The organism is Micromonospora sp. NPDC005206, from assembly GCF_040608175.1.
Classification (GTDB): domain Bacteria; phylum Actinomycetota; class Actinomycetes; order Mycobacteriales; family Micromonosporaceae; genus Micromonospora.
The window spans coordinates 93,424-117,140 of the sequence record NZ_JBEXHU010000013.1 but is presented as its reverse complement, the minus strand read 5'-3'; the positions used below and the strand labels follow the sequence as shown (position 1 = coordinate 117,140).

Here is a 23,717-nt window from a genome sequence, read left to right as displayed (position 1 = left end):
TGGTGCCATGACCAGGCGGCGGCACCCGTGGCGGTGACCTTCGGCGTCCTCGGGCCGGTGACCGCCGCGACCGAGAGTGGCCCGGTCCCGCTCAAGGGGCCCCGCCAGCGCACGGTGCTGGGCCGGCTGCTGATCGCCCGGGGCCGGGTCGTGCCGGTGGACCGGCTCGTCGACGACCTGTGGGAGGTACCCCCGGAGGGCGCGGTCGGCGCGATCCGGACCTTCGTCGCCGACCTGCGCCGGGCACTGGAGCCCGACCGGCCGCCCCGGCAACCGCCCCGGCTCCTGGTCACCGAACCACCGGGGTACGTGCTGCGAGCCGCCCCGGACGCGGTGGACGCCGGACGGTTCGAGGCGGCGGTCAGCGAGGCGGCCCAGCTGCTGGCGGCGGGACTGCCCGCACCGGCTCTGACCGCGCTGGACGCGGCGCTCGGGCTCTGGCGGGGGCCCGCGTACGCCGACTGCGCGGGTGAGGTCTGGGCGGTCGCGGAGATCAACCGGCTGGAGGAGCTGCGGATGCTCGCCGTCGAGCGGCGGGCGGAGGCGCTGTTGGCGCTCGGTCGGCCGGACGAAGCCGCCGCCGAACTGCCGGCCCACCTCGCCAGCCATCCGCTGCGCGAGGACGCCTGGCGGCTGCTCGCGGTGGCCCGGTACCGCTCCGGTCGACAGGGCGACGCGCTGGCCGCGCTGCGCCAGGCCCGGGACGTCCTGGTGACCGAACTGGGCGTGGACCCCGGGCCCGAGCTGCGGCGGCTTGAGGCCGACATCCTGGCCCAGGCGCCGCACCTCACCCCGCCCAACCTGGAGGTGGCCGTCCCCGTTCGACCCGGCGGCCCGGGACCGGTGTGGGAGCGTCCGTTCGTCGGCCGCGACACCGAGCTGGACCGGCTGCGCCGGGCCGCTGAGACCGCCGCCCTGCGCGGCCAGCCGACCCTCGTCCTGCTCAGCGGGGACCCGGGCGCCGGCAAGACGGCACTGGCCGAGACGCTGACCCGACGGCTCGCCGCCGAGGGTTGGGCGACGGCGTGGGGCCGCAGCCCGGAGTACGAGGGCGCCCCGGCAGCCTGGCCGTGGACCCAGATCACGGATGCGCTCGCCGGACCGACCGACCCCAGCGGGGGCGCTGGCTCCGGCGGCGCGGTCGATGGCACCGGGGCGGCGAGCGATCCCGCCGTCGCCCGGTTCCGCCGGCACCGCGCGGTGGCGTCGCTGGTCTCGGCGGTCGCCGACCGGCGGCCGGTGCTGCTGGTCCTCGACGACCTGCACCGCGCGGACGGGGACACCCTGGACCTGCTGACCGCGCTGCTCACCGGCCCGCAACCGGCCACCGGACCGGTGCTGATCCTCGGCACCTACCGGGCCACCGAGATCAGCCCGGAGCTGACCGCCGCACTGGCCCGGGCGGCCCGGCTGGAGCCGGTACGGGAATACCTCGCCGGCCTGTCCACGTCGGCGACCGGTGAACTGGCCCGCGTCGTCGCCGGGACCGAGCTGGACCCGCCCACCGTGCGGTTGATCCACCACCGCAGCGGCGGCAACCCCTTCTTCGTGCGGGAGCTGGCCCAGCTGTACGCGGCCGAGGGCGGCGGAGCCCTCGCTGCGGTGCCGCCCGGGGTGCGCGACGTCATCCGGCATCGGCTGGCGCAGCTACCCGCGCCGACCCGCACGGTGCTGCGGCAGGCGGCGGTGCTCGGCCGGGACCTCGACCCGGAGGTGCTCGGCGCGCTGGCCGGCGACCCCGCGACCCTGCTGGACGCCGTGGACCGTGCGTTGCAGGCCGGCTTCCTCAGCGAACAGGACCCCGACGGGCGGCTGCGGTTCACCCACATTCTCGTCCGCGACACGCTCTACGCCGACCTGTCCGCGCCGCGCCGCGCAGCCCTGCACGCGGCCGTGGCGGAGGCGCTGCGAACGCGCCAACCCACTGATCCCGCCGCGCTGGCGCACCACCTGCTGCACGCCGGTGGACCGGCAGCCGCCCGGCGGGCCGCCGGCTACGCCCGTACCGCCGCGGAACACGCCGAGCGGGCCGGCAACCCGCACGAGGCGGTCCGGCTGTGGACGCAGGTGGTCGACGCGTACGACCGCGCCGGCGGGAGCAAGCGACGCGAGCGGCTGGGCGCCGTGCTCGGCCTGGGTCGCGCGCTGGCCGTGACGGGCCGGCTGGCCGAGGCGCGACGGCGCCGGGCCGAGGCGATCGCCGACGCCGAGTCGGTCGGCGACCCTCGCCTGGTCGCGGAGGTGCTGGCCGGCTTCGACGTGCCCGCCATCTGGACCCGCAACGACGACGACCGGCTCTCCGGGCGGATCGTCCAGGCCGCCGAGCACGCCCTGACCGCCCTCGGCCCGACCGGCTCGACGCAGCGTAGCCGGCTGCTCAGCACCCTCGCGCTGGAGCTGCGCGGCACCACCACCGACCGTGGCCGCCGGGCAGCCCAGGAGGCCGAGGGGATCGCCCGGGCCGCCGCGGACCCGGGGCTGCTGGCCTTCGCGCTCAATGCCCGCTTCATGCACGCCTTCCACCGCGCCGGCCTGGCCGGTGAGCGGGCCCGGATCGGCGCCGAGCTGGTCGACCTGGCCGCGCGGCACCAGCTGGTGACCTTCGAGGTGCTGGGCCACCTCGTCCTCGTGCAGGCCCGCTGCGCGCTGGCCGACCGCGCCGGCGCCGACGCGCACGCCCGCGCCGCCGACCGCCTCGCGGAGCGGTACGAGCTACCGCTGGTCGGTGTCTTCACCCGGTGGTACGCCGCGCTGCGGTTGGCGCTGGCCGGCGAGTATGCCGATGCGGCGGACGCGTACCGGGCGGCGGTCGACCGGCTGCCCACCGACGCGATGCCGGGCCTGACCCGGGGGCTGCTCCCGCTCGCCCTGCTCGGGCTGCGCCTCACCGCCGCCGTCGACGCCGAGCGGTCAGCAGCCGGGCCGGACGGCGTCGTCGACCGGCCCGTCCCCGGGCTCCAGGGCGAGGACTGGGCGGGCCTGGACTGGGGCCCCCACGAGCCGTGGGTCCGACCGCTGCTGCTCGTCGCCGCCGGTGACCGGGACGCCGCCGGAGCGGCCCTGCGGGCCCTCCCGGACGGACCGCACGACCTGCTGCGGGAGGCACGGCTCTGCGTCACCGCCCGCGCGGCGCTCGCCCTGGGCGACCGGGCCACGATGGAGCGCGTCGCCGCCGAACTCCGGCCGGCCGCCGAGGAACTGGCCGCCGGCAGCGGGGTGCTCACCGTCGGCCCGGTGGCCGGGTACCTCGCCGACCTGGCCGCCGCGTTGGGCCGCGACGACGAGGCGGCCGGGCACCGCCGTACCGCCCGCGCGGTCACCGCCCGGGCCCGCGCCGCCACCTCCCCGGCCTGACCACGGGCGGCGGAGTCACCGCCGGCCGGGGCGACTTGGCGGTTCCCCGGGAACCGACCGGCAGGGTGCGGTCAGATGGAAACCAGCGGCGCCGCCGCCGTCCGCCGTGGATCAAGGGGGTACGCGTGGAGGTGCTCGTCCTGATCGTGGTGCTGGGCGTCACCGTCCTGGTCGGCACCACGCTCGGCGGCCGGTACAGGGTCGCGCCACCGGTCCTGCTCATCGCGTTCGGGGTGCTGCTCGGGCTGGCGCCGCCGCTGTCCGAGCTGACCCTGGAGCCGGACCTGGTACTGCTGATCTTCCTGCCGGCGATCCTCTACCGGGAGAGTCTCACCATCAGCCTGCGCGAGATCCGGGCCAACTTCCCGGTGATCGGGCTGCTCGCCGTGGTGCTGGTGGTGCTCACCATGGTCACGGTGTCGCTGACCGCGCAGGCGTTCGGCGTGAACCCCGCCGCCGCCTGGGTGCTCGGGGCGGTCCTCGCGCCGACCGACGCCGCCGCGGTCACCGGGCTGGCCAAGCGGCTGCCCCGGAAGCTCCTGACCACGCTGCACGCGGAGAGCCTGATCAACGACGGCACCGCGCTGGTGCTCTTCGCGGTGACCGTGGGCCTGCTCACCAAGGAAGCGGAACCCGGCGCGCTCGGGATCGGCGAGGAGTTCGTCGGGGCCAGCGCCGGGGGAGTGATCGCCGGCCTGCTGGTCGGCGCCGCCGTGGTGCTGATCCGCAAACGGCTCGACGATCCCCTGCGCGAGGGCGCGCTCAGCGTGCTGACGCCGTTCGCCGCGTTCCTGCTCGCCGACGCGGTGCACGCCAGCGGGGTGCTGGCGGTCGTGGTCGCCGGCCTGATGCTGGCCTACGCCGGCCCCCGGGTGATCCGCGCCCGGTCGCGGGTGCTGGCGTACGCGTTCTGGGACCTGTCCACGTTCCTGATCAACGGTGGGCTGTTCGTCCTGCTCGGCACCCAGATCCCCCGGGCGGTGAGGAGCATCACCAGCGCCTCGCCGCAGCGCGCGTTGACGATCGTGCTGCTGGTCACCGTGGTCGTCCTCGTCACCCGGCTGCTCTTCGTCTACCTGACGGCGGAATCGGTGAAGCTCGTAAACCGGCGAGTGGTGATGAACGTGAGCCAGGGTCGGGGCGGCTGGCGGGTCGGCACCGTCGCCGGCTGGTCGGGTTTCCGGGGTGCCGTCTCGCTCGCCGCCGCCCTGGCGGTCCCGGCGACGACGGTCTCCGGTCAACCGGTGGCCGAACGCGACCTGATCATCTTCGTCACCTCGCTGGTGATCGTGCTGATCATGCTCGTTCAGGGCACCACCCTGCCGGTGGTGGTGCGCTGGGCGGGGCTCGCCGGCGATCCCGAGCGGGCCGACGAGTTGCGGCAGGCACGCGTGCGGGCCACCGAGGTGGGCCTGGCCGCGCTGCCCCAGGCCGCCGCCGAGGTCGGCGCCGACGAGGAGGCGGTCCGCCGGCTACAGGACGAGTACCAGCGGCACCTGGAGGACGCCAACGAGGGCTCTGGGCGTACCGCGGAGGAACTCCGTCTGGAACGCCAACTGCGCCTCGCCGTCCTCGACCACAAACGGCGGGAGATCACCCGGTTGCGCGACCGTCGGGAGATCGACGACCTTGTGCTGCTCGACCTTCAGGCCGCGCTGGACAACGAAGAGATCCGGCTGCTGGGCCGCGAGTCCACAGAATGATCGCGGCCGCCGCGATGGGCGGCGGAGCGACGGATTGGCGACACTTCCCGGGCCGCGCACGGGGCGGGTGGCCACCCCGCCGCCGGGTACGGTGGAACCGATTCGGCGTTCGTCGATGCGTTCGGCCCGCGAGGGGGTGCTCATGACCAGCGGGGGGACGGAGGCCGACCTGCGGGTGGTCACCGAACGGGAGTTCCTCGACGAGCTGACCTCGGTCACCCGGGAGCGCGGCGGCACAGAATTCCTCTACCTGATGGCGCAGGGTGACGGCGTCATCGGGGTGCAGTGGGAGCAGCCCGGCGTCGACCATCTGCGCCGCTACCGGGTGCGCGACCCCGGCGGCCCGGCCTGCCCGCACTGCCATCTTCGAAGCGGTGCTGGCGCTGTCGCCCGTGCTGCCACTGGACCTGATGCGGACCGCCCGCACCCGACCGCACTACGAGACGGTGCTACGCACCGGCCGGCTGCCCCACCTGGCGTTCGCCCGGCCGGTTGGCCAGCCCGGGGGGAGCTGGCTCGCCGACTGCCACGCGGTCACCGGCGACCCGCACACCGACGCCGACTGCTCGCGGCACGCCGTGCCCGCACCGAGCGGCGACCCGCTGGATCTGCGCCTCGAGTCGCTGCCCCGGGCGATCCGGCAGCTGTACCCGCACGACGCCGCCGCGACGGCGGACCTCCAGCAGCGGCTGCGGATCGCCCAGGACTGGCGGGCCGACGCGCAGGCCGTCGCGAGCGGGGTCCGTGCGGCGGCGGCGACCTGGGCGTTCCTGCGCAACTCCTGCGTCCTGGGCGTGCCGGTGCCCGGTGCCAAGGGTCTCGTCCTCACCCTCCCGCCGGGCCGGACCCCGGACGACCGACCGCTGGCCGAGCTGCACGCCGCGGCGGTACGCGCGCTGCCAACCGGCGGACGGGTGGCGTATCAGGAGCGGGCCTGCCTGGTGCCGGAGCCGGCACCGGGGGCGCAGCGGATGCCGTCGTACTCCGGCGCGCTGGACCTGACCGGTGCGGCGCCGGTGCGCACGCTGCGGCTGCCGGCGCCACGCCGGCCGCTGAGCACCACCGGCCGGGGCGTGCTGCTGCTCTACGAGGCCCGGCACGCGATGGGCCGGCACGTCGCCAGCGCGCCGGAGCGGGACGACGCCTACTGGGAATCCGAGGCGGCGTTGAACGTCTTCGAGTTCACCCTGTTAAAGCGGGTGGCCGGCCGGCACTACCAGGAGGCGGTGGCCGCCTACCTGCAGGTCCTGCGCCGGGAGGGTGACCTGCTCGCCCGCCCGCACAAGGTGCTCGACCGGCGTCACCGCAAGGCGTTGTCGCTGGCTTTCGGCGGGCTGGACGACGAGGAGCTGCACCTGTGGGCGTCGGTCGCCTACCGCAACGCCATCCTGGTGCTGCTCGGCGACCTGAAGGCGTTCGCCGCACACCTGCGCCGCCAGGCCGCCTGACGCGAAGGAAGGGCACCTTGTTAACGCCTCGTGTATAGGAAGGGCCCCTTCCTAACGGTTCAGAGCACCTGGGCGAGGAACCGGCGCAGCCGGGGATGCTCGGCCCGCTCGAAGATCGCCTCCGGCGGCCCCGACTCCAGCACCACGCCCCGGTCCATGAAGGCCACGGTGTCGGCGACCTGCCGGGCGAAGCCCATTTCGTGGGTGACCACCACCATGGTCATGCCCCCGGCGGACAGGTCGGCCATCACCCCGAGCACCCCCTTGACCAGCTCCGGGTCGAGCGCCGAGGTGGCCTCGTCGAAGAGCATCACCTCCGGCCGCAGGGCCAGCGCCCGGGCGATCGCCACCCGCTGCTGCTGGCCGCCGGAGAGTTGCGCCGGCCGGGCGTCGGCCTTGCCGGCCAGCCCCACCAGCTCCAGCTGGGCCCGCGCGACGGCCTCCGCCTCGTCCTCCCCGAGCTTGCGCAGCCGGCGCAACGCCAGGGTGACGTTGCGCACCACGCTCATGTGCGGGAAGAGGTTGAACTGCTGGAAGACCATGCCCACCCGCTGCCGCAGCGCGTCCGGGTCGTCGCGTAGCACGCTGCGCCCGTCCAGCAGCACGTCGCCGCGGTCCGGCTCGATCAGCCGGTTGATGGTGCGCAGCAGAGTGGACTTGCCCGACCCGGACGGCCCGATCACGCAGGCCGTCGCGCCCCGTGGCACGGCCAGGTCGACGCCGCGCAGCACCCGGTTCGGTCCGAACGCGAGGTGCACGTCGCGTACGTCGAGGCTGACCGAGGTGGTCGTGCTGGCGGTCATCGCCGGTCCCCTTCCGTCGCGCCGGTCAGCGCCGACTCGGTGTCGTCCTCGTCGGCCGGCGCGGTGGCCGGCCGGCCGTGGCGCAGCCGCCGGTCGATCCAGTTGACCGCGTGCGTCAGCGGAACGGTCAGCGCCAGGTAGCAGAGCCCGGCCAGCAGCAGCGCGGACTCGTTGCCGGTGGTGGCCGCGTAGTCCTGCCCGATCCGGAACAGCTCCCGCTGGCTGGCCACCAGGCCGAGGAAGTAGACGAGGCTGGAGTCCTTGATCAGCGCGATGAGCTGGTTCACCCAGGCCGGGAGCACCCGCCGGATGCCCTGCGGAATGATCACCATCCGCATCGCCTCGCCCCAGGAGAAACCGAGCGCCCGGGCTCCCTCCAACTGTGCGGCCTCCACCGACTGGATGCCGGAGCGGAAGATCTCCCCGATGTACGCCGCCGCGATCAGCGACAGCGCCAGAATGCCCAGCGGGTAGGGGTCAGGTCCCCAGACCTGCATGCCCAGCGGCGCGAGCCCGACGCCGATCAGCAGGATCGTCGCCGCGGCCGGCAGCCCCCGGAACACGTCGGTGTAGACCCGCGCCGGCCAGCGCAGCCACCGGCTGCGGGAGATGCCGGCGACGGCCAGCAGCAGGCCCAGCACCGAGCCGAGCAGGGCGGCGGAGACCGCCAGGATCAGCGTGTTGGGCAACCCGACGGTCAGCATCTCGGGCAGCGCCTCGCGCATCGCGTCCCAGTCGAAGAAGGTCTCCCACAGGGTGCTCAACGGATCCATTGGTCGCCTCTCCTACCGCCCCGCTCGCTCGTCACCGGGTGTCTCAGGACGCGGCCGATGCCGACGCCGACGCCGACGCCGACGCCGACGCCGACGGTGCGGCCGGCACGGTCACCGTGCCGCTGCCCGGGCGGAAGTCCGCCGGTACGGGCCGACCCGGGTAGTACTGCGCCTGCAACCGGCTCCAGGTGCCGTCCGCGATCACCTCGTCGAGGCCCTTGTTCAGCGCCTCCCGCAGTTTGTCGCCGCCCTTGGCGACGGCGTACGCGGTCGGTGCCGGGCTGAGCTGCTTGGCCGCCACAGTGATCTTGCCGTTGCTGTCGGCCGCCGACGTCTCGCCGATCTCGGCCGGGGCGATCCACGCGTCGGCGGTGCCCGCCTTGAGCTGGTTGATCGCGCCGTTGTAGTCCGGCACCCGGACCGGGTTGAGCTGCTCGCCGGTGGCGTAGTCGTCCTGGACGGTGCCCTGCACCACCACGACCCGCTTGCCGGCGAGCTGGTCGAAGCCGGTGATCGGCGAGCCGGCCGGCACGTCCAGGCCGAAGTAGCCGAAGTCGTAGCCGTTGCCGAAGTCGACCGTCTTCTTGCGCGCCTCGGTGATGGTGATCGAGGAGCTGCCGACGTCGAACTTGTGGTTGTTGACCTGGGAGAGCAGCGCGGAGAAGTCGGTGCCGACGAACTCCACCTTCAGGCCGAGCTTGCTGGCCACTGCGGTCAGCAGGTCGTTGTCGAAGCCGGTGAACTTGCCGTCCTTGAGGTACACGTTCGGTGGCGCGTCGGTCAGCGTGCCGGCGCGCAGCACGCCCGGCTGCGCCAGACCGTACGGGTTGGCGGCGGCGTCGGACGAGGTGTCGTCGCCGCACGCGGTGAGCGCGGTGGCGGCCAGGATCGTGGCCGCGCCGAGGGCCGCGGCGCGGGTCAGGGCAGGAAGGAATCGCACAGGTGTCTCCGAAGTTTGCGCAGCGGCGGACGCAGATGTGCGCCGCCGACGGTGCGCCCGGTGGGCGTACCGCTGGGATGGGTTCGGGAAGGGGTGCGCTAGTACGCGCGGCCGCGACAGGCGGCGCTGCACACCCGCATCAGGTCCACGTGCCGCCTGCGGGTCAGTGCCGGTGTCGGCCAGCCGGTGCGGGAATCCGCGGCGTCGGCTGATGGTGTGGTGCTGAGGATGCGCATGGCTCTCCCGGGTCTGTGCTGACCTGGGTGCCAGGCCACGCTTGCACCGACGTCGTGCCGGTGCCTGGTCTTCACCCGGGGCACCCCACCGCGGAGGAGGGTTGCCGGCCAGCGAGCCGGGGCTTCGCGCTGGCGCTCATGACCTGCGCCGAGGCTAGCAGCCCGGGGAGGCGGATCGTCCAGTCGTTATGACCACGCTCACCGTCCGCGACTGGCGTCCGGTCGGCAGGTCAGCTGGCGTGCACGTGCGGACGGCGGCGCGGGTCGGGTTCCTGGCGGCGCAGGATCTCCCGGGTGACCGGGGCGATCTCGCCGTGGCCGAACGCCAGGTAGCGCAGCAAGTTGCCGCCCGGGTTGCCCTCGGTCCACTCGAAGTAGATGTGCGGGCACCGCCCCGCCCGGTCGCGGATATCCAGCAGCAGGGCGGCCACCGCGCTGGGCACCGCGGAACTGGCGAGGCTCAGCACCGGGTACCGGTCGTGCTCCACGCTGCCACGGATCAGCAGCTCGGTCTCGAAGTCCGACGGGTCGGTCACCGTCACCTCGACGAAGATCACCGCGCTGTCGGCCGGGAAGTCGTTGTCCGCCACGGTCTGGGCGAGCTTGTCGCGGTACTCCGCACGGTCCCGGGTGGCCGGCTCGTGCGCGATGAGGCGGACGCGGCGCCCGCTGCACTCGTCGATCAACCGGGTGGCCTCGGCGTCCAGCTCCACCCGGTCGACCCGCAACTCGAAGGCGCGGAACAACCGGGACAGCAGCGACACCACGATCATCCCGCCGATGAAGCAGGCCGCGATCTTCACGCCGTCGGGACGTTCCACCACGTTCGCCGCGGTGGTGTAGACGAAGGCGATCGCGATGATCCCGAACGCGACCGTCCGGCCACGCTGGCGCCGCCGCCGCGCCGCGAGGGTCACCGCCGTCGCCGCCGAGGTGATCAACACCAGGACCCCGGTGGCGTACGCGCCGCCCTGCGCGTCCACGCTCGCCCCGAAGGCGACCGTGATCAGAAACGCCACCCCGGTGAAGACCAGCACCAGTGGCCGTACGGCCCGGGCCCAGGTCGGCGCCATGCCGTAGCGGGGCAGGTAGCGGGGTACGAGGTTGAGCAGCCCGGCCATCGCCGAGGCCCCCGCGAACCAGAGGATGCCGATGGTGGACAGGTCGTAGACCGTGCCGAACACCTCACCGAGGTTCTCGTGCGCCAGGTAGGACAGCGCCCGGCCGTTCGCCGGCCCGCCCGGCTGGAACGCCTCGGGCGGGATCAGGACGGCGGTGGTCACGCTGCTGGTGATCAGGAAGACACTCATGATCGCGGCCGCGGTGGTGAGCAGCCGGCGGGCGCCGCGGATGCGGCCCAGCGGGCGGTCCTCCGAGTCCCGCCGGTCCCCGCGGATGTGCGGCATGACCGCCACCCCGGTCTCGAAGCCGGACAGGCCCAGCGCCAACTTCGGGAACACCAGCAGCGAGAACCCGATCACCAGCAGGGGATCCCCGTGGCTGGTGGTCAGCGCGCTGGTCCAGTCCGCGACCGCGCTCGGGTGCGTCACCACCCGCCACAGACCGTCGGCGATCACCACCGCGTTCAGTGCCAGGTAGACCGCGACCAGGACGACGGCGATCCCGATGGCCTCACCGAACCCCTTGAGGAACACCGCGCCGAGCAGCGCCACCAGCAGCAGCGTGACCAGGACCTCGTGTCCCCTGAGCGCGCTGGGCCAGAACGGGTTCTCGTCGATGTGCGCGGTCGCGTCGGCCGCCGAGAGGGTGATGGTGATGATGAAGTCGGTGGCCGCGAAACCGAGCAGCACCAGCACGAACAGCTTGCCCGGCCAGTAGCTCAGCAGGCGTACCAGCATCGCGATGGAGCCCTCGCCGTGCGGGCTCTCCACCGCCACCCGCCGGTAGACCGGCAGCGCACCCAGCAGGGTCACCAGCACCAGCACCAGGGTCGCCACCGGGGAGAGCGCGCCGGCGGCCAGCGCGGCGATGCCCGGTTGGTAGCCGAGCGTCGAGAAGTAGTCGACGCCGGTCAGGCACATCACCTTCCACCACGAGTGGTGGCGATGTTCCGGCGGGCGCCCGTGCGGGCCGTGCCGCTGCGCCGCCTGCTCCGAACCGCCGTCGATCAGCCAGGCCCGCAGTCGACCGGCCCGGCGGCCGGCGCGCCTGTCGACCTCCATCGGCGCTTCCCCCGTCGTCCGCCCACGGTCACCGCGAGTATCCGCCAGCGGACCCGGGCCAGTCCGCCAGTGCGGGGAACTCGCCCGCCCGGGCACCCGGGCGGACGGCGCGTCGCGGGGTTTCGGGTCGTGGTCACGGGGGAAGCAGCGCCTCCCGGCGTCCCGCCCCGAACATGCCCCGGGCGGTTCGGGCAGTCGCCGGTTGGTGCGTCCGGGGAGGGAGCGGGTCATGGTCGGCGGCCGTCGGTTCCGCCCGGGCGGTGGCTTCGGCCGCCGGCTCGACGAGCACGAGGTCCGCGTCGGCCAGCCGCCGCGGGTAGAGCCGCCCACGCCGCCCACCGGCGGCCTGGTGGACAGTGCCGTCTACATCCGCGGGCACCGGTTCGCGTCGCCGGTCGGCCTCGCCGAGACGTACCGCTGCCTGCAGGAGCAGAGCGACGCGATGGCCTGGATCGGGTTGTACCGGCCCGACATCGACCAGATCACCTCGCTGGCCCGGGAGTTCCGGCTGCACGACCTGGCGGTGGAGGACGCGATCAACGCCCACCAACGGCCCAAGCTGGAACGGTACGGGCACACGCTCTTCGTGGTGCTGCGCGCCGCCCGTTACGACGACCTGCGGGAAGAGGTCGAGTTCTCCGAGCTGCACCTGTTCATCGGGCCCGGGTTCGTGGTCACCGTCCGGCACGGTGAGGCACCGGACCTGGCCGCGGTGCGGCGGCGGCTGGAGGCGGACGCGCAGATGCTCGCCCAGGGCCCGGAGGTGATCCTGTACGCGATCCTCGACCAGGTGGTCGACGGGTACGCACCGGTGGTGGCCGGGTTGGAGAACGACATCGACGAGATCGAGACCGAGGTCTTCGGCGGCGACCCGAACGCCAGCCGGCGCATCTACGGGCTCAGCCGCGAGGTCATCCAGTTCCAGCGGGCCGCCCGTCCGCTGCTCGCCGTGCTCGACGCGCTGGCGGCCGGCGCCGGCAGTTACGGCACCGACGAGGAACTGCGCCGCTACCTGCGGGACGTGACGGACCACCTCACCCAGGTGGTGGAGCGGGTGGACGGCTTCCGGCATCTGCTGCAGAACATCCTCACCGTCAACGCCACCCTCGTCTCGCAGCAGCAGAACGAGGAGATGCGCAGTCTCACCGCGGCCAGCTACGCGCAGAACGAGGAGCTGAAGAAGGTCTCCTCGTGGGCGGCGATCCTGTTCGCCCCCACGCTCATCGGCACGGTGTACGGGATGAACTTCGCGCACATGCCGGAGCTGAACTGGCGCTACGGCTACCTGTTCGCGCTCCTGCTGATGGCCCTGGTCTGCGGCAGCCTCTACCTGATCTTCAAGCGGCGCGGCTGGCTGTGACCGGACCGGCGAGGGTCACTCGATGCCGCGCAGGATGTGCCGTTCGTCCTCGCTGTCGTCGTCGCCAGCACTGATCCGGCCGAGCAGCACGGCGGCGGCCCAGATGGTCAGGGGCGTGGCCGCTCCGGTCATGCCGCCGCCGGTCTGGTCGTCCCGGGTCTGGTTCCGCTCCGTACGCGGTGGCCTGCGCTGAGCCTGCATGGGCACTGCCTCTCCTCGTCGAAGCCGCCCCGGGCGGCGCGACGTGCGCCCGCGCCTCCGGCCGGGCCGCCCGCGTGCGGGCAGATCTCCACCGGTACAGCAGCCATCTCGCACCATCCCACGCCCGGGCTCGTCCGTACCCCTGGTTTTCAATTTCCCGACTCTCGCCGCCCCGGGGGGAGGCTCACCAGTGGTGCGGCTGCGCCCGCCCCGAGGCCCGGCTGAACCACGGTCAGCCCAGGAGATCCCTCTTGACGAGTGCGGCCAGTTCCTCGAGTGGGGTGTCGCGGTCGCAGTCAAAAAGATGCACTTCGCCCTTCGGCCCCTTGATGTGAACTTCGATCCGCTTGTCCGGCCGCTTCAGCGCGACAGCGCGGAACGCGCGGGCGATCCGCAGCACAGTTTCTGGTCCCTGCAGGAGCGAGACGAATGTCGCCGCGCCGGTGGCGCCCGTCACGATGAGTTCGACGATGCTGCCCCTCGGCTTGGGCCTCTGGCGGGCAGCCCCGGACGTGACCAGCTCGCTCGCCAACTCCGACGGCACGCAAAGGTAGATCATGTTTCGCTCCCTAGATCGCCTGATACATCGCCCAGACCATGGGGTGTGGATGAGTGATGTCCTCGTCCGAGGTGACACCGCCACGGACGGAGAAGATCCGCCACTCGTCGTACATCCGCAGCTGAAGTCGTCGCAGCGCAAGGTCATGGGGGAGCGGACAGGTCATCGCCTCCGCGAGAAGGTCGTCAAAGGCTGTCGCGAAGGAGCTGTCCGGAATGTCGTATCCGGTCGCGACGACCTCGCGTGCCCCGCCTCCGAGAATGCAGGCCGCGGCCAGGCCCACCGCTTCGCCGCCGAACAGTGACCGCCCTGCGCTCGAACAGCAGGACAGCACGACACGGGATGGCAGAGGCAGGTACGCGCTGCCATCCTCGAAGCGGCCGAAGAACTCGCCGGCGTAGATCGCGAGAGAGTCTTCCCCTGGTTCGAGCGATTTTGGTAGGTCGAGGCATGCGCGCGCGGGGTCGCTCCAGGAGTGGGCGTGCCCACGGTAGTAGAAAATTCCAGGCGGATGCCCGGCGCACTCCTCATGTAGTGCTTCCCGCAGCGCCGCCTTGGCGTCGCTGCGAGGGACGGACGTGGCTCCGAAGTATTGGCGTGCGTTGGAGGCGAGGAAAGCGCTTGATCCGCTGAGATCGCCCTGCGGGTCATCGACAGCCACGAGGAGGTCGAGTGGCGCGCTCGGCGATTGGGTCGCGCGTCGCTCGTCGACCTGCTGCGAGATCGAGTGTCGGATGCGTGCCCGTTCCACGAGCCGGAACCCGTCGCGATCCGTTCCGCCGACCTGCGCGATCGGCCACGGGACGCCGCTCAGCCCCGACCCGGCCGCGATGACGAGCTCAACGGGTTGCTCGACGGACGCCGCCGTCATTGCCGTGACGAGGGACGGTGGCAGCAGGCGGCCGAGCGACAACGACGCGATCCGTTCGTCGGCGGTCCCCCATTCGGAGAGGTGGTGTATCGGGTCGAAGGTTGGTGGAGCACCGTCCGACGTGACGCCGAAGGCGAACCCTCCCACATCTGCGTCGATGCCGAGGAGCACATCGTTGAGACTGTGGTCGCTGGTCAGGTCGATCACGCCACATTCGAGGGGAACGCCGTGCTGCAGTACGGACCAGTAGACGGATGATCCGTATCGGGAGATGCCGAACCACCACGGCACGCTGTCCTGGAAGTGATGTCCGCCTGCGGCGGCTGGCGGGACCAGCGTCGTGGCGTTCATGGCGTCCTCGAGCGCCGAGAAGAACGCAGCCGGTGCCGTGCTCTCCGATGGACCGGCGGCGGACGCCTCACCCGACCCTGCCGGGCTCGTCGCCTTGACCTCGGTCACCGGACCGGGCGAGCTGACCGTCTCAAGTGTCGCGGCGAGCGAGGCGCGGAGACGGTCCTTTTCGATGAACGCGGCGACCAATTCCGGCTTGCCTTTCCGCACCGCGCAGCCCAGCGCGATCTGGCGGGCCGGCAGGTAGCGCATCCACATCGACTCGCGCAGAGGATGATCACAGGCTCCATAACGGAGGTCCTCCGAAAGGTCCCACGCTGCCAGGGCCTCGCTCAGCGACTCCTCAACAGTACCTGTCCCGTAGAGCGCCCGCGCGCGCTGCTGCCGAATCGCTGCGTGTATCCACTGCTCGGAGGGAGTGTCCGCCAGGATTTCCTGGGTGATGTCGCAGTGGACCAGCGCCTCTTCATGGCGGCCCGCGTCGTTGAGAGCCATGATGGCCCGTTCGGTGATCAGCGACCCGGCCAGCCTGCCAAAGTTCCACAACGGCATGAACCAGTCAAGGTCGCTCGGCAGTTGATCGCCCATCTGAATGATGTCCATGGCGGCGATGACGCGGCGCAGGGCCTCGTTGATTTCCGCCGCCTCGTCCATCTGAGATCGCAGCTCTCGGTAGGTCCCCGGATCGTCGGAATTGTAGAGGCAGATCAACGCCAATGTCGCATTGCGGCTCGCGAGCTCGGGTTTGTTGGTCGCGGTGGTCGCGTGGTAGAAGAACTCCCCTGAGAGCGACCACTGGGCGTAACGAAGGTATTCGCGCCCGAATAGGAAGAGCGCGTTGGCGAGCAACGGATCAGGCCGCCCGTTGCCACTGCCGAAACCGCGCTCCACGTATCGCGCCGCCGCAGTGGGAAACAACCCCAACACGGCCTTGTGGTGGTCCCCGCGGTCCAGAGCGGTGAGCGCCTCGAGATAGCTCAGAAGTTGGAACGCGGGGGCGTTGTCGACTCGCGCATTTCCGTCTTTGTCGTTGAGGTGAGCGTCCAGCTTCTCGGCGACCGCGCGGCTGGCCTCGTTGGACGATGAGCCGATTTCGGGCACAGCGACACAGGCAATACGTTCCGCGCGCCTGACGGTGCGGGCGAGTGCGGTCGGGACCCAGGACATCTGCCCTCCGGGCTGCGTTGTCCGCGCGGGATATTGAGGAATGTGGGCGTACAGGAAGCCCGATGTTGCCACCCATGGGAAACAGCGATGCCAGACTGTCCGGCTTCGGTCAGTTGGGCCCCGACGGATTGCAGAGGGCTCGTGTCTCCAACGCCGGTGCGCCGGTGGCTTGTGGCAGCGGGGTCAGGGCAGCGGGTGGGCGATGCCGCGGGCGTGGTCGGTGAGCGCCGCGCCGACCACGGTCGCGGCAACCGGCAGCACCTCCAGGCAGCGGCGCACCGCGGCGGCCATCAGCACGTTCGGTACGCGCATGGAGAGCGTGCAGTGCGGAACCCAGCGTCCCGGCTGGTAGTGCTCGACCAGGGTGATGCCGGCAGCGGCCAGCCGGTCGTGCACCAGCCGGTGGTGCGCCAGCAGCTCCGGGGTGACCGTCGGGCCGAGCCACAGCACCCGGCCGACGAACTGGCCGGCGTGCTGGAAGTCGAGCCGCAGCGGTGCGGCCACGACCGTGCCGCGCAGCGCCGCGGCGACCTGCTCGGGGTCGAAGCGGGGCGCCACCGCGAGCGAGACGTGCGGGCGGTGGCGCTGCTCCAACAGCGAACGCATGCTCTGCACGCCCTCGGCCTCCAGCGCGTCCCAGAGCACCCGGATCCGCCGGGTGGCGTCCGGATCCAGATACAGCTCCAACGCGGCGACCACCTGATCACCGTAACGGCAGAGGTTTGCCCGACGACTCAGGCGGTACCTGATCGGAAACAGACCAGGAGGCGTGACCCGTGGACGTGAGTGATCTGCTGACCGAGGCGTACGACCGCCTGCCCGACCTCGTCCGCGCGGCGGTCGACGGCCTCACCCCCGAGCAGCTGCATCGGGCGCCCGGTCTCGGCGCCAACACGATCGGCTGGCTGGTCTGGCACCTGACCCGCATCCAGGACGATCACGTCGCCGACCTGCTCGACACCGACCAGATCTGGGTCAGTGGCGACTGGGCGGGCCGGTTCGGGCTCACCGCCGACCCGGACGACACCGGCTACGGCCACTCGCCCGCGCAGGTCGCCGCGGTGCGGCCGGAGAGCGCGCAGGCGCTGATCGACTACTACGAGGCGGTCTCGGGGCGGACCCGCCCGTTCCTGGCCGGTCTGCGCCCGGCGGACCTGGACCGCGTGGTCGACGAGGCGTGGGATCCACCGGTCACCCTCGGCGTCCGGCTGGTCAGCGTCGCCCACGACGACCTGCAACACGTCGGCCAGGCCAGCTATGTCCGCGGCCTGATCGGAGCCGACTGACCGGCGGCGACCGCCGGGCTCAGGGCACGATCACGGCCCGGCCGTCCAGCGTGCCATCGCGCATCTGCCGGTACGGGGTGAGCCCGGCGTCGGTCAGTGGCGCGGCGTCCACCGGATCCATCCCGGCCGGCAGCGGCACGATGTGCCGTGCGGCCGCTGCCCGGAGTCGCGCCGGTGTGGTCGTCACCCGGTCCGGGTGAGCCGGCCTCACCCCGTTGCGGGGGATCCTGCGGGGAAGCGAAGGAGGGGACGTGATGGGTGTGACGGTGGCGGAATACCTGCGACAGCTGGACTCCGGCCGGCGTACCGACCTGCCGGAGACGACCTCCGGGACACTCCGGCTGGACGCGCGCGAGGACGGCCGCACCGAGCACTGGTACCTGACCGTCGCCGACCAGCACGTGCGGGTGACCCAGTCGAGCGACGACGCGGACCTGGTCATCCGCGCCGACCCGGCGGTCTTCGACCGGTTGGCGAGCGGGGAGACCCACGTGGCGACGGCGCTGCTGCGCAACGAGCTGACCGTGCAGGGAAACCTGCAGCTGCTGCTGCTGCTGCGGCGCATCTTCCCCGGGCCGGCCGGTGCCCGCCATCCGCGCGAGCTGGGTCGGGCCGCGATGGCCGGGCGGAAGGGGCGACAGTGAGCCGCGAACGGGTGCACGTGATCGCGGGCAACGCCTTCGCGATCAGCGACGGGCAGGGCGACGTGGCGGAGGACCCGGGAAGTCCGGTCGGGCTCTTCTCGTTCGACACCCGCTTCCTGTCGCGCTGGGTGCTCAAGGTCGGCGGGGAAGAGCTGAACGTGCTCTCCCGCGACGACATGACGTACTTCGAGACCCGGTTCTTCCTGGTCCCGGGCGCGGCGAGTCACTACGTCGACGCCGACGTGTCGGTCATCCGGCACCGCTCGATCAACGACAGCTTCAACGAGCGCATCACGTTGCTGAACCACTCGGCGGAGCCGGCCGAGTTCACCGTGCGGATGGACATGGGCAACGACTTCGCCGACCTGGCCGACCTGGCCGACGTCGCTCAGGGCCTGGAGCTGCGGCGACGGGACGTCGGCGTCGCCGCCGACTCCGCGCGCGGGCAGCTCGTGCTGCGGTACGAGCGGGAGCGGTTCGTCCGCGCAACCACCATCAGCAGCACGGCTCCCGCCGACGTCGACGAGCGGGGAATGACGTTCCGGATCCGGATCGAGCCCGAGGGGAAGTGGGAGACCGACCTGCACGTCACCATGAACATCCAGGGCGAGGGCGGCCGGGACCTGCGCAAGGACCTGGAGTCACACCGGGAGCACGTACACGGAGGGATGCGTGAGGAGCTGGCGGCCTGGATGGACCGTGCCCCACAGTTGGTGGCCGAACGGGACGGCTTGGAGAAGACCTACCGGGGCAGCCTGGCCGACCTGGCGGCGCTGCGCTACCTGCCGCTGGCGCACGACACCCGGGTGCCGGTCGGCGGCCTGCCCTGGGCGATGGGGCTCTGCGGGCGGGACAGCATCTTCACCTGCCTGCAGACCATGGCGTTCACCCCCGAGCTGACCCCCGCGACGCTGCGGTTGCTGGCGCTGTTGCAGGGCGGCCAGCTCGACGACGAGCACGAGGAGGAGCCGGGCAAGATTGTCGCCCAGCTCCGCTACGGCGAGTCGGCCGCGTTCGCCGACCGGCCGGACGCGCTGTACTACGGCGCGGCGGACACCACTCCGCTGTTCGTCGTCCTGCTCGACGAGTACGAGCGCTGGTCCGGCGACGTGGACCTGGTCCGCGAGCTGCGCCACCCGACCCGGATGGCCCTGGACTGGATCGACGAGTACGGCGACCTGACCGGCGACGGGTACATGCGCTACCAGCGCCGCAACGAGCGGCACGGCCTGATCAACCAGTGTTGGAAGAACTCCCCGGACGCGATCACCGACGCCTGTGGCCGGCAACCGGCGCTTCCCCGGGCCACCTGCGAGTTGCAGGGCTACGCCTACGACGCGAAACGGCGCGGCGCGCGGCTGGCCCGGGAATTCTGGGGTGACCCCGGGTACGCCGACCGGCTGGAGCGGGAGGCGGCCGAGCTGAAGGACCGGTTCAACCGGGACTTCTGGTTGCCGGAACGGGAGTACTACGCGTTGGCGCTGGACCCGTACGGCGAGCCGACCGACGCGCTGTCATCCAACATCGGGCACCTGCTGTGGAGCGGGATCGTCGCGGACGACCGCGCCGAGGCGGTCGCCGAGCACCTGCTCGGCCCGCGACTGTTCAGCGGCTGGGGGGTGCGCACCTTCGCCACCGGGCAGCAGCCGTACAACCCGGTGGGCTCACACCTGGGGGCGGTGTGGCCGTCGGACAACGCCCTGATCGCGGCGGGGTTGCGGCATTACCGCTTCGACACGCACGCGGGCCGGATCGCGGCCGGCATCTTCGACATGGCGCAGACGCTCGGCGGGGCGGTGCCGGAGCTGATCGCCGGCTACGAGCGCAGCACCACGAAGTACCCCGTCCAGCTGCCGGCGGCCGGTCGTCCGCAGTCGTGGTCCTCGGGTGCGCTGCTGATGCTGCTGGGCACCCTGCTGGGGCTGCGGCCCACCGGCGACAACCTTCTGGTCAATCCGGCCCTGCCAGCGGGCTTCGGCAGGGTCGAGCTGCTGGACATCCCGGGCCGTTGGGGTCTCACCGACGCGTACGCCGGAGACCGTTCCCCCATGACCATCGCCCATCGCCGACTTCGGTGATCGCGGAAGGTGCATCAGGGCACGCCGTCGGCGGTGACGCCTACTTCCTGCGTACCGTGCACGGTCGGTGTGGGTCGGGTGGCGGTGCGCCGAGCGAATGTGCGGTCGATGCCGACGAAGAGCAGGCCGAGCAGCCAGAACGCGACGGCGAAGGAGAGCGCGCTGATCGCCACCCCGGCGTAGCCCAGCTCGCCCGCGTCCAGGAACGGGTACGGGTAGCCGTGCACGACCAGCCCCCGCAGGAGGGCGAAACCGAGGTAGCCCAGTGGAAACGCCAGCCACCAGGCCGCGTACCGCAGGCGCAGCCGGCCGCGCTGGTCGAAGAGCACCCAGTCGGCGACCGCCAGCAGCGGCACCACCGTGTGCAGCAACTGGTTGCCGAGTGCCTCGCCGGCGGCCCGGTCCGGCTGGGCCATCGCGAACGGGCTGGCCGGGTTGGCAAGCACCAGGTGGTAGACCACGCCGGTGATGGTGATGTAGAGCGTGACCGCGCCGCGTAGCGCCGACGGTGGATCGGGTCGGTCCCGCCATGCGCTGAGGCCTGCGTACGCCGCGAGAGCGCCGATCGCGACGTTGCTCTGGATGGTGAAGTACGGCAGGAGCCCGGTGAGGGTGGCCGGGCCGAGCGCGGTGAGTGCGATCCCGGCCAGCACGCTGAGCACCACCACCAGGCGCAGGACCGCCGCCGCGCGTCGCCGCCGCAGACTCATCGGGGCAAGTTATCAGTCCACGGGCGACCCGTGCTCAGCTGGACGAGCCGTACGAGGCGGGGGAGTCGCCAGCGGGCGTCCCGGCCGGTCAGGTCGGTGGGCCGCCCGGCGGGGAGTGCCGGCCGTTGCCCGGTGGGGTGCGGTCCGGTCCGGCAGCGGTGGGTCGGTTGTCCCGGGGGCCGGGCGGCTGTGGGCGCCGACTCGGCGTGGTCCCTGGTCGCTTGTCGGTCGCCCGGCCCGGCGCCGGCTCGGCGGCCAGGACCCGCACGCAGTAGTCGGCCACCCGCTGCCGGTCACCGGCGGCGGCGATCAGGCCGGAGAAGGCCGGGTTGTCGAGGGCCCGGCCGTGGTCGTCCCCGGCGCCCGCCTGGTACGCCCGGCACAGGCCCGCCACCTCAGCGGCGACCGAGGTGGGCGGCACCGGCCCGCTCGTGTCCGGTGCGCCCGATATGAGCTGCCCACCACCCGTGGCGGGGGCGGGCACGGCGGGTGGACCGGTGAGCGCCGGCACGGTGACCATGGGCGGGCGCGGTGGACGGGGCGCAGCGCCGTTGGTGGCCGCCAACGCCACCCCGCCGCCAACGGCCAGGGCGAGGGCCGCCACGGCGGCCCTGCCGCCGAACAGGGCGAGGCGGCGTGAACGGCCGGCGGTCGGTCGGGAACCGGCCGGTGCGACGCCCTCCCCGGCCTGCTGGGCGGACTCGCCACGGAGGCGGCCGTGGCGCTCCCGACGGAAGGCCAGCACGGCGACGTCCTCACCGGCCAGCTCCGCGGGGCGCGGCGCGGCGCGTGCCGCGGTCAGCAGCAGCACGACCGGTCGTGGCCCGGCCGATGGCTCGACGGACCCGCCGAGCAGCCGCTCGGCGGTCTCCTGGTTCATCCGGTCTGCGTTCATCTCGTGTCCCTCAGCGCCGCCCACCTGCGCGGTGTCACATCCGCCCGCGCGGGGCGGAACCGGGGTGACACGCGAGGTGGACGACGGGGACCGCTGGCGAACGCCGGTGGCCGGTCGGCCCGCTCAGCCCATGGTCTTGGTGCCGTCGATCGCCTCGCGCAGGATGTCGGCGTGCCCGGCGTGCTGAGACGTCTCGGCGATCAGGTGCAGCAGCACCCGACGGACCGTCCAGCTCGCCCCCGGCTCGAACCAGGGTGCCTGCGGCAGCGGGTGCGCCGCGTCCAGGTCGAGGGTGGCGATCAGCTCGTCGGTCTGGTCGGCAACCTGCCGGAACCGCTCGACGAGCCCGGCAAGGGTCTCGCCCTGCGTCGTCCGGAACTGGCCCGCCCAGTCGATCTCCTCGCGTTGCATCGCCTCCGCGCCGCCGACGGCGAAGAGCATCCACCGTTGCTCGGTGCCGGCCACGTGCTTGATGAGGCCGCCGAGGCAGAGCTCGCTGACCGTGCTGCAGGTGGACGCCTGTTCGTCGGTCAGCCCGTCGACGGTGTGCAGGAGGAAACCCCGGTGTCGGCGCAGTGTCTGCAGCAGGTCGGCCCGCTCCCCGGTCAGCTGCTCGGTGCTGGTCATGGTGCCACCTCTCCGTCGATGTCCGCTCGGCGCCAGCGTAGGAGTCGGCACCGACAATCCCGGATCCGAAACGACGGCGGCGCGGGCCGCCAGCGGTTGCCGATCCCGGCGCGGAGCGGTCCACTGAATGACATGGGTGTGATTAAGGTGGGCACGTCGTCCTGGGCCGATCAGTCGCTGCTGCGCTCCGGGTGGTACCCGCGCTCGGCCAACACCCCCGCCGGCCGACTCGCCTACTACGCCGGCCGGTTCCCACTGGTCGAGGTGGACACCTCCTACTACGCGATCCCCGCGCCGGAGGTCACGCAGGGCTGGGTCGACGCCACACCGGCCGAGTTCACCTTCGACGTCAAGGCGTTCAGCCTCTTCACCGGTCACCCGACGCCGGTCACCGCGCTGCCTCGCGACCTGCGCCCGGCCGCCGGCCCGAGCCGGATCCGTCGCCGCGACCTGCCGGAGCGGGCGTACGACGAGTTGTGGTCCCGGTTCCGGGCGGCGCTGGATCCGATCGCGGCGGCCGGCAAGCTGGGTGTCGTGCTGCTGCAGTTCCCGCCGTGGCTGGTACGCGGCGCTGCCGCCGAACGCCGGATCGCCGAGCTGGTGCGGCGATGCCGGCCGTGGCGGGTCGCCGTGGAGCTGCGGCACGGGTCCTGGTTCGACGAAGCGGCGGCACCGGCCACGATGGATCTGCTGCGCGCGCGCGACCTCTCGCTGGTCTGCGTCGACATGCCGCAGGGCCACCCGTCATCGGTGCCGCCGATCCTGACCACCACGGCGGAGCCGGCGATCGTCCGGTTCCACGGCCACAGCGATGCCTGGCGCGACGGCGACAAGCAGGACAAGTTCCGCTACGCGTACGCCGAGCAGGAGCTGCGGCACTGGGCCGGGCTGCTGGCCGAGCTGGCCGGCCCGGCCGACGAGCTGCACGTGCTGTTCAACAACTGCTGCGCGGGTCAGGCACAGCGCGACGCCACCCGGCTGGCGCAACTGCTCGCCGAGAACATTCTCGGAGCCGGGCCGGAACGCCAGACCGTCCCGGCCCGCGCCACGTCGACCGGCTGAGGGTCGGGCGCCGGCGCCCGGGGGTCCCGGTCCGGGCGACGTCAGGTGGTGCCGTCAGGAGCGCCGGCCTCGGGTCCGCAGCGCGTCCTGGGCCCGCTCGTCGATGTCCGCATCGTCCGGGAAGGAGCGGCGGCTGGGTGCCGGGTCCGGGGGCGCGCCGGGTCCGGCCTCGGTGGTACGGGTCGGTTCCACCGAGCCGAAGCCGTGCCGGCCGGCCGGGCCGGACCGACCCGCCGGGGCGCCGGCGCGGCGATCACCCCGCTGCCCCTCGGGCACCGCCGTCTCCTCGCTGCCCTCGTCCATCGGCGAGTGCTCATCCACGCCCCAGGGCGGCTCGGCGTCGAAGCCGTCCTCGGCCTTCCACGGCTCGACCGCCTCCGGCTCCAACCGGTCGCCGCTGCCACTGGGTCCCTCGTGCGCCGTCATGGCCACCCCGCTCGTCGGGTCCGCCGCTACCGGCGGACGA

21 protein-coding genes and 1 riboswitch are annotated in these 23,717 nt (G+C 72.6%); of the genes, 8 read left to right on the top strand and 13 right to left on the bottom strand.

Features of this window, described 5'->3' with window-relative positions; translation table 11 throughout:
- Nucleotides 1-27 precede the first annotated feature (27 nt).
- The 3 genes from ABZU69_RS20945 to ABZU69_RS20935 all read left to right on the top strand — a co-directional run bounded on the left by ABZU69_RS20945 (nucleotide 28) and on the right by ABZU69_RS20935 (nucleotide 6,505).
- Nucleotides 28-3,354, top strand: coding sequence for a BTAD domain-containing putative transcriptional regulator (locus tag ABZU69_RS20945; protein WP_354966001.1), 3,327 nt, complete (start codon nucleotides 28-30; stop codon nucleotides 3,352-3,354).
- Between the two features lie 125 nt (nucleotides 3,355-3,479).
- Nucleotides 3,480-5,057 (top strand): Na+/H+ antiporter, encoded by a 1,578-nt coding sequence (locus tag ABZU69_RS20940; protein ID WP_354966000.1) that lies wholly within the window; start codon nucleotides 3,480-3,482, stop codon nucleotides 5,055-5,057.
- A 374-nt stretch (nucleotides 5,058-5,431) separates the two neighbouring features.
- On the top strand, nucleotides 5,432-6,505 hold the full coding sequence (locus tag ABZU69_RS20935; protein ID WP_354965999.1) for a hypothetical protein: 1,074 nt from the start codon (nucleotides 5,432-5,434) through the stop codon (nucleotides 6,503-6,505).
- Between the two features lie 59 nt (nucleotides 6,506-6,564).
- On the opposite strand, the gene ABZU69_RS20930 is transcribed toward ABZU69_RS20935, so the two are convergent.
- The 4 genes from ABZU69_RS20930 to ABZU69_RS20915 form a co-directional block, all read right to left on the bottom strand.
- Nucleotides 6,565-7,308 carry an amino acid ABC transporter ATP-binding protein gene (locus ABZU69_RS20930; RefSeq protein ID WP_354965998.1) on the bottom strand — a complete coding sequence of 248 codons (744 nt, stop codon included), beginning with the start codon at nucleotides 7,306-7,308 and terminating at the stop codon, nucleotides 6,565-6,567.
- Nucleotides 7,305-8,081 carry an amino acid ABC transporter permease gene (locus ABZU69_RS20925; protein WP_354965997.1) on the bottom strand — a complete coding sequence of 259 codons (777 nt, stop codon included), beginning with the start codon at nucleotides 8,079-8,081 and terminating at the stop codon, nucleotides 7,305-7,307. The genes ABZU69_RS20930 and ABZU69_RS20925 overlap by 4 nt, the downstream gene beginning before the upstream one ends.
- 43 nt (nucleotides 8,082-8,124) lie before the next feature.
- Entirely contained in the window at nucleotides 8,125-9,021 is an 897-nt protein-coding gene (locus ABZU69_RS20920; RefSeq protein WP_354965996.1) for an ABC transporter substrate-binding protein, read from the bottom strand.
- Nucleotides 9,022-9,289: 268 nt separating this feature from the next.
- A riboswitch (SAM riboswitch) is annotated at nucleotides 9,290-9,401 on the bottom strand.
- Nucleotides 9,402-9,487: 86 nt separating this feature from the next.
- The gene (locus ABZU69_RS20915; protein WP_354965995.1) at nucleotides 9,488-11,440 is read right to left on the bottom strand and encodes an amino acid transporter; all 1,953 of its coding nucleotides are present in this window, start codon (nucleotides 11,438-11,440) and stop codon (nucleotides 9,488-9,490) included.
- Between the two features lie 229 nt (nucleotides 11,441-11,669).
- Here ABZU69_RS20915 and corA point away from each other — a divergent pair, with 229 nt between their 5' ends.
- Complete coding sequence (gene corA, locus ABZU69_RS20910) at nucleotides 11,670-12,800, top strand: magnesium/cobalt transporter CorA (protein ID WP_354965994.1); 1,131 nt, start codon at nucleotides 11,670-11,672, stop codon at nucleotides 12,798-12,800.
- 15 nt (nucleotides 12,801-12,815) lie between these two features.
- Here the strand turns inward: corA and ABZU69_RS20905 are convergent, their stop codons facing one another.
- The 4 genes from ABZU69_RS20905 to ABZU69_RS20890 all read right to left on the bottom strand — a co-directional run bounded on the left by ABZU69_RS20905 (nucleotide 12,816) and on the right by ABZU69_RS20890 (nucleotide 16,648).
- Nucleotides 12,816-13,007, bottom strand: a complete 192-nt coding sequence (locus ABZU69_RS20905) for a hypothetical protein (protein WP_354965993.1) — start codon at nucleotides 13,005-13,007, stop codon at nucleotides 12,816-12,818.
- Nucleotides 13,008-13,233: 226 nt separating this feature from the next.
- Nucleotides 13,234-13,560: a hypothetical protein gene (locus tag ABZU69_RS20900; protein ID WP_354965992.1), complete on the bottom strand. Its 327-nt coding sequence runs from the start codon at nucleotides 13,558-13,560 to the stop codon at nucleotides 13,234-13,236.
- A gap of 10 nt (nucleotides 13,561-13,570) precedes the next feature.
- On the bottom strand, nucleotides 13,571-15,949 hold the full coding sequence (locus ABZU69_RS20895) for a CHAT domain-containing protein (protein WP_354965991.1): 2,379 nt from the start codon (nucleotides 15,947-15,949) through the stop codon (nucleotides 13,571-13,573).
- Nucleotides 15,950-16,132: 183 nt separating this feature from the next.
- On the bottom strand, nucleotides 16,133-16,648 hold the full coding sequence (locus ABZU69_RS20890) for a 2'-5' RNA ligase family protein (protein WP_354965990.1): 516 nt from the start codon (nucleotides 16,646-16,648) through the stop codon (nucleotides 16,133-16,135).
- A gap of 77 nt (nucleotides 16,649-16,725) precedes the next feature.
- On the opposite strand from ABZU69_RS20890, the gene ABZU69_RS20885 reads away from it, so the two are divergent.
- Nucleotides 16,726-17,235: a DinB family protein gene (locus ABZU69_RS20885; protein ID WP_354965989.1), complete on the top strand. Its 510-nt coding sequence runs from the start codon at nucleotides 16,726-16,728 to the stop codon at nucleotides 17,233-17,235.
- A gap of 19 nt (nucleotides 17,236-17,254) precedes the next feature.
- Here ABZU69_RS20885 and ABZU69_RS20880 read toward each other — a convergent pair whose 3' ends face one another.
- Nucleotides 17,255-17,422, bottom strand: a complete 168-nt coding sequence (locus ABZU69_RS20880) for a hypothetical protein (protein ID WP_354965988.1) — start codon at nucleotides 17,420-17,422, stop codon at nucleotides 17,255-17,257.
- A 67-nt stretch (nucleotides 17,423-17,489) separates the two neighbouring features.
- Here ABZU69_RS20880 and ABZU69_RS20875 point away from each other — a divergent pair, with 67 nt between their 5' ends.
- Complete coding sequence (locus tag ABZU69_RS20875) at nucleotides 17,490-17,879, top strand: SCP2 sterol-binding domain-containing protein (protein ID WP_354965987.1); 390 nt, start codon at nucleotides 17,490-17,492, stop codon at nucleotides 17,877-17,879.
- Nucleotides 17,876-19,957, top strand: a complete 2,082-nt coding sequence (locus tag ABZU69_RS20870) for a glycogen debranching N-terminal domain-containing protein (protein WP_354965986.1) — start codon at nucleotides 17,876-17,878, stop codon at nucleotides 19,955-19,957. Before ABZU69_RS20875 ends, ABZU69_RS20870 begins: the two co-directional genes overlap by 4 nt.
- A 14-nt stretch (nucleotides 19,958-19,971) precedes the next feature.
- On the opposite strand, the gene ABZU69_RS20865 is transcribed toward ABZU69_RS20870, so the two are convergent.
- The 3 genes from ABZU69_RS20865 to ABZU69_RS20855 form a co-directional block, all read right to left on the bottom strand.
- A complete protein-coding gene (locus ABZU69_RS20865) occupies nucleotides 19,972-20,667 on the bottom strand; it encodes a Pr6Pr family membrane protein (RefSeq protein ID WP_354965985.1) in 696 nt (231 codons plus the stop codon).
- Between the two features lie 88 nt (nucleotides 20,668-20,755).
- Entirely contained in the window at nucleotides 20,756-21,562 is an 807-nt protein-coding gene (locus ABZU69_RS20860; protein WP_354965984.1) for a hypothetical protein, read from the bottom strand.
- 123 nt (nucleotides 21,563-21,685) lie between these two features.
- A complete protein-coding gene (locus tag ABZU69_RS20855) occupies nucleotides 21,686-22,189 on the bottom strand; it encodes a DinB family protein (RefSeq protein WP_354965983.1) in 504 nt (167 codons plus the stop codon).
- Nucleotides 22,190-22,321: 132 nt separating this feature from the next.
- Between ABZU69_RS20855 and ABZU69_RS20850 the strand changes: the two genes are divergently transcribed.
- Nucleotides 22,322-23,251: a DUF72 domain-containing protein gene (locus ABZU69_RS20850; protein ID WP_354965982.1), complete on the top strand. Its 930-nt coding sequence runs from the start codon at nucleotides 22,322-22,324 to the stop codon at nucleotides 23,249-23,251.
- 54 nt (nucleotides 23,252-23,305) lie between these two features.
- On the opposite strand, the gene ABZU69_RS20845 is transcribed toward ABZU69_RS20850, so the two are convergent.
- The gene (locus tag ABZU69_RS20845; RefSeq protein ID WP_354965981.1) at nucleotides 23,306-23,677 is read right to left on the bottom strand and encodes a hypothetical protein; all 372 of its coding nucleotides are present in this window, start codon (nucleotides 23,675-23,677) and stop codon (nucleotides 23,306-23,308) included.
- Nucleotides 23,678-23,717: the final 40 nt, after the last annotated feature.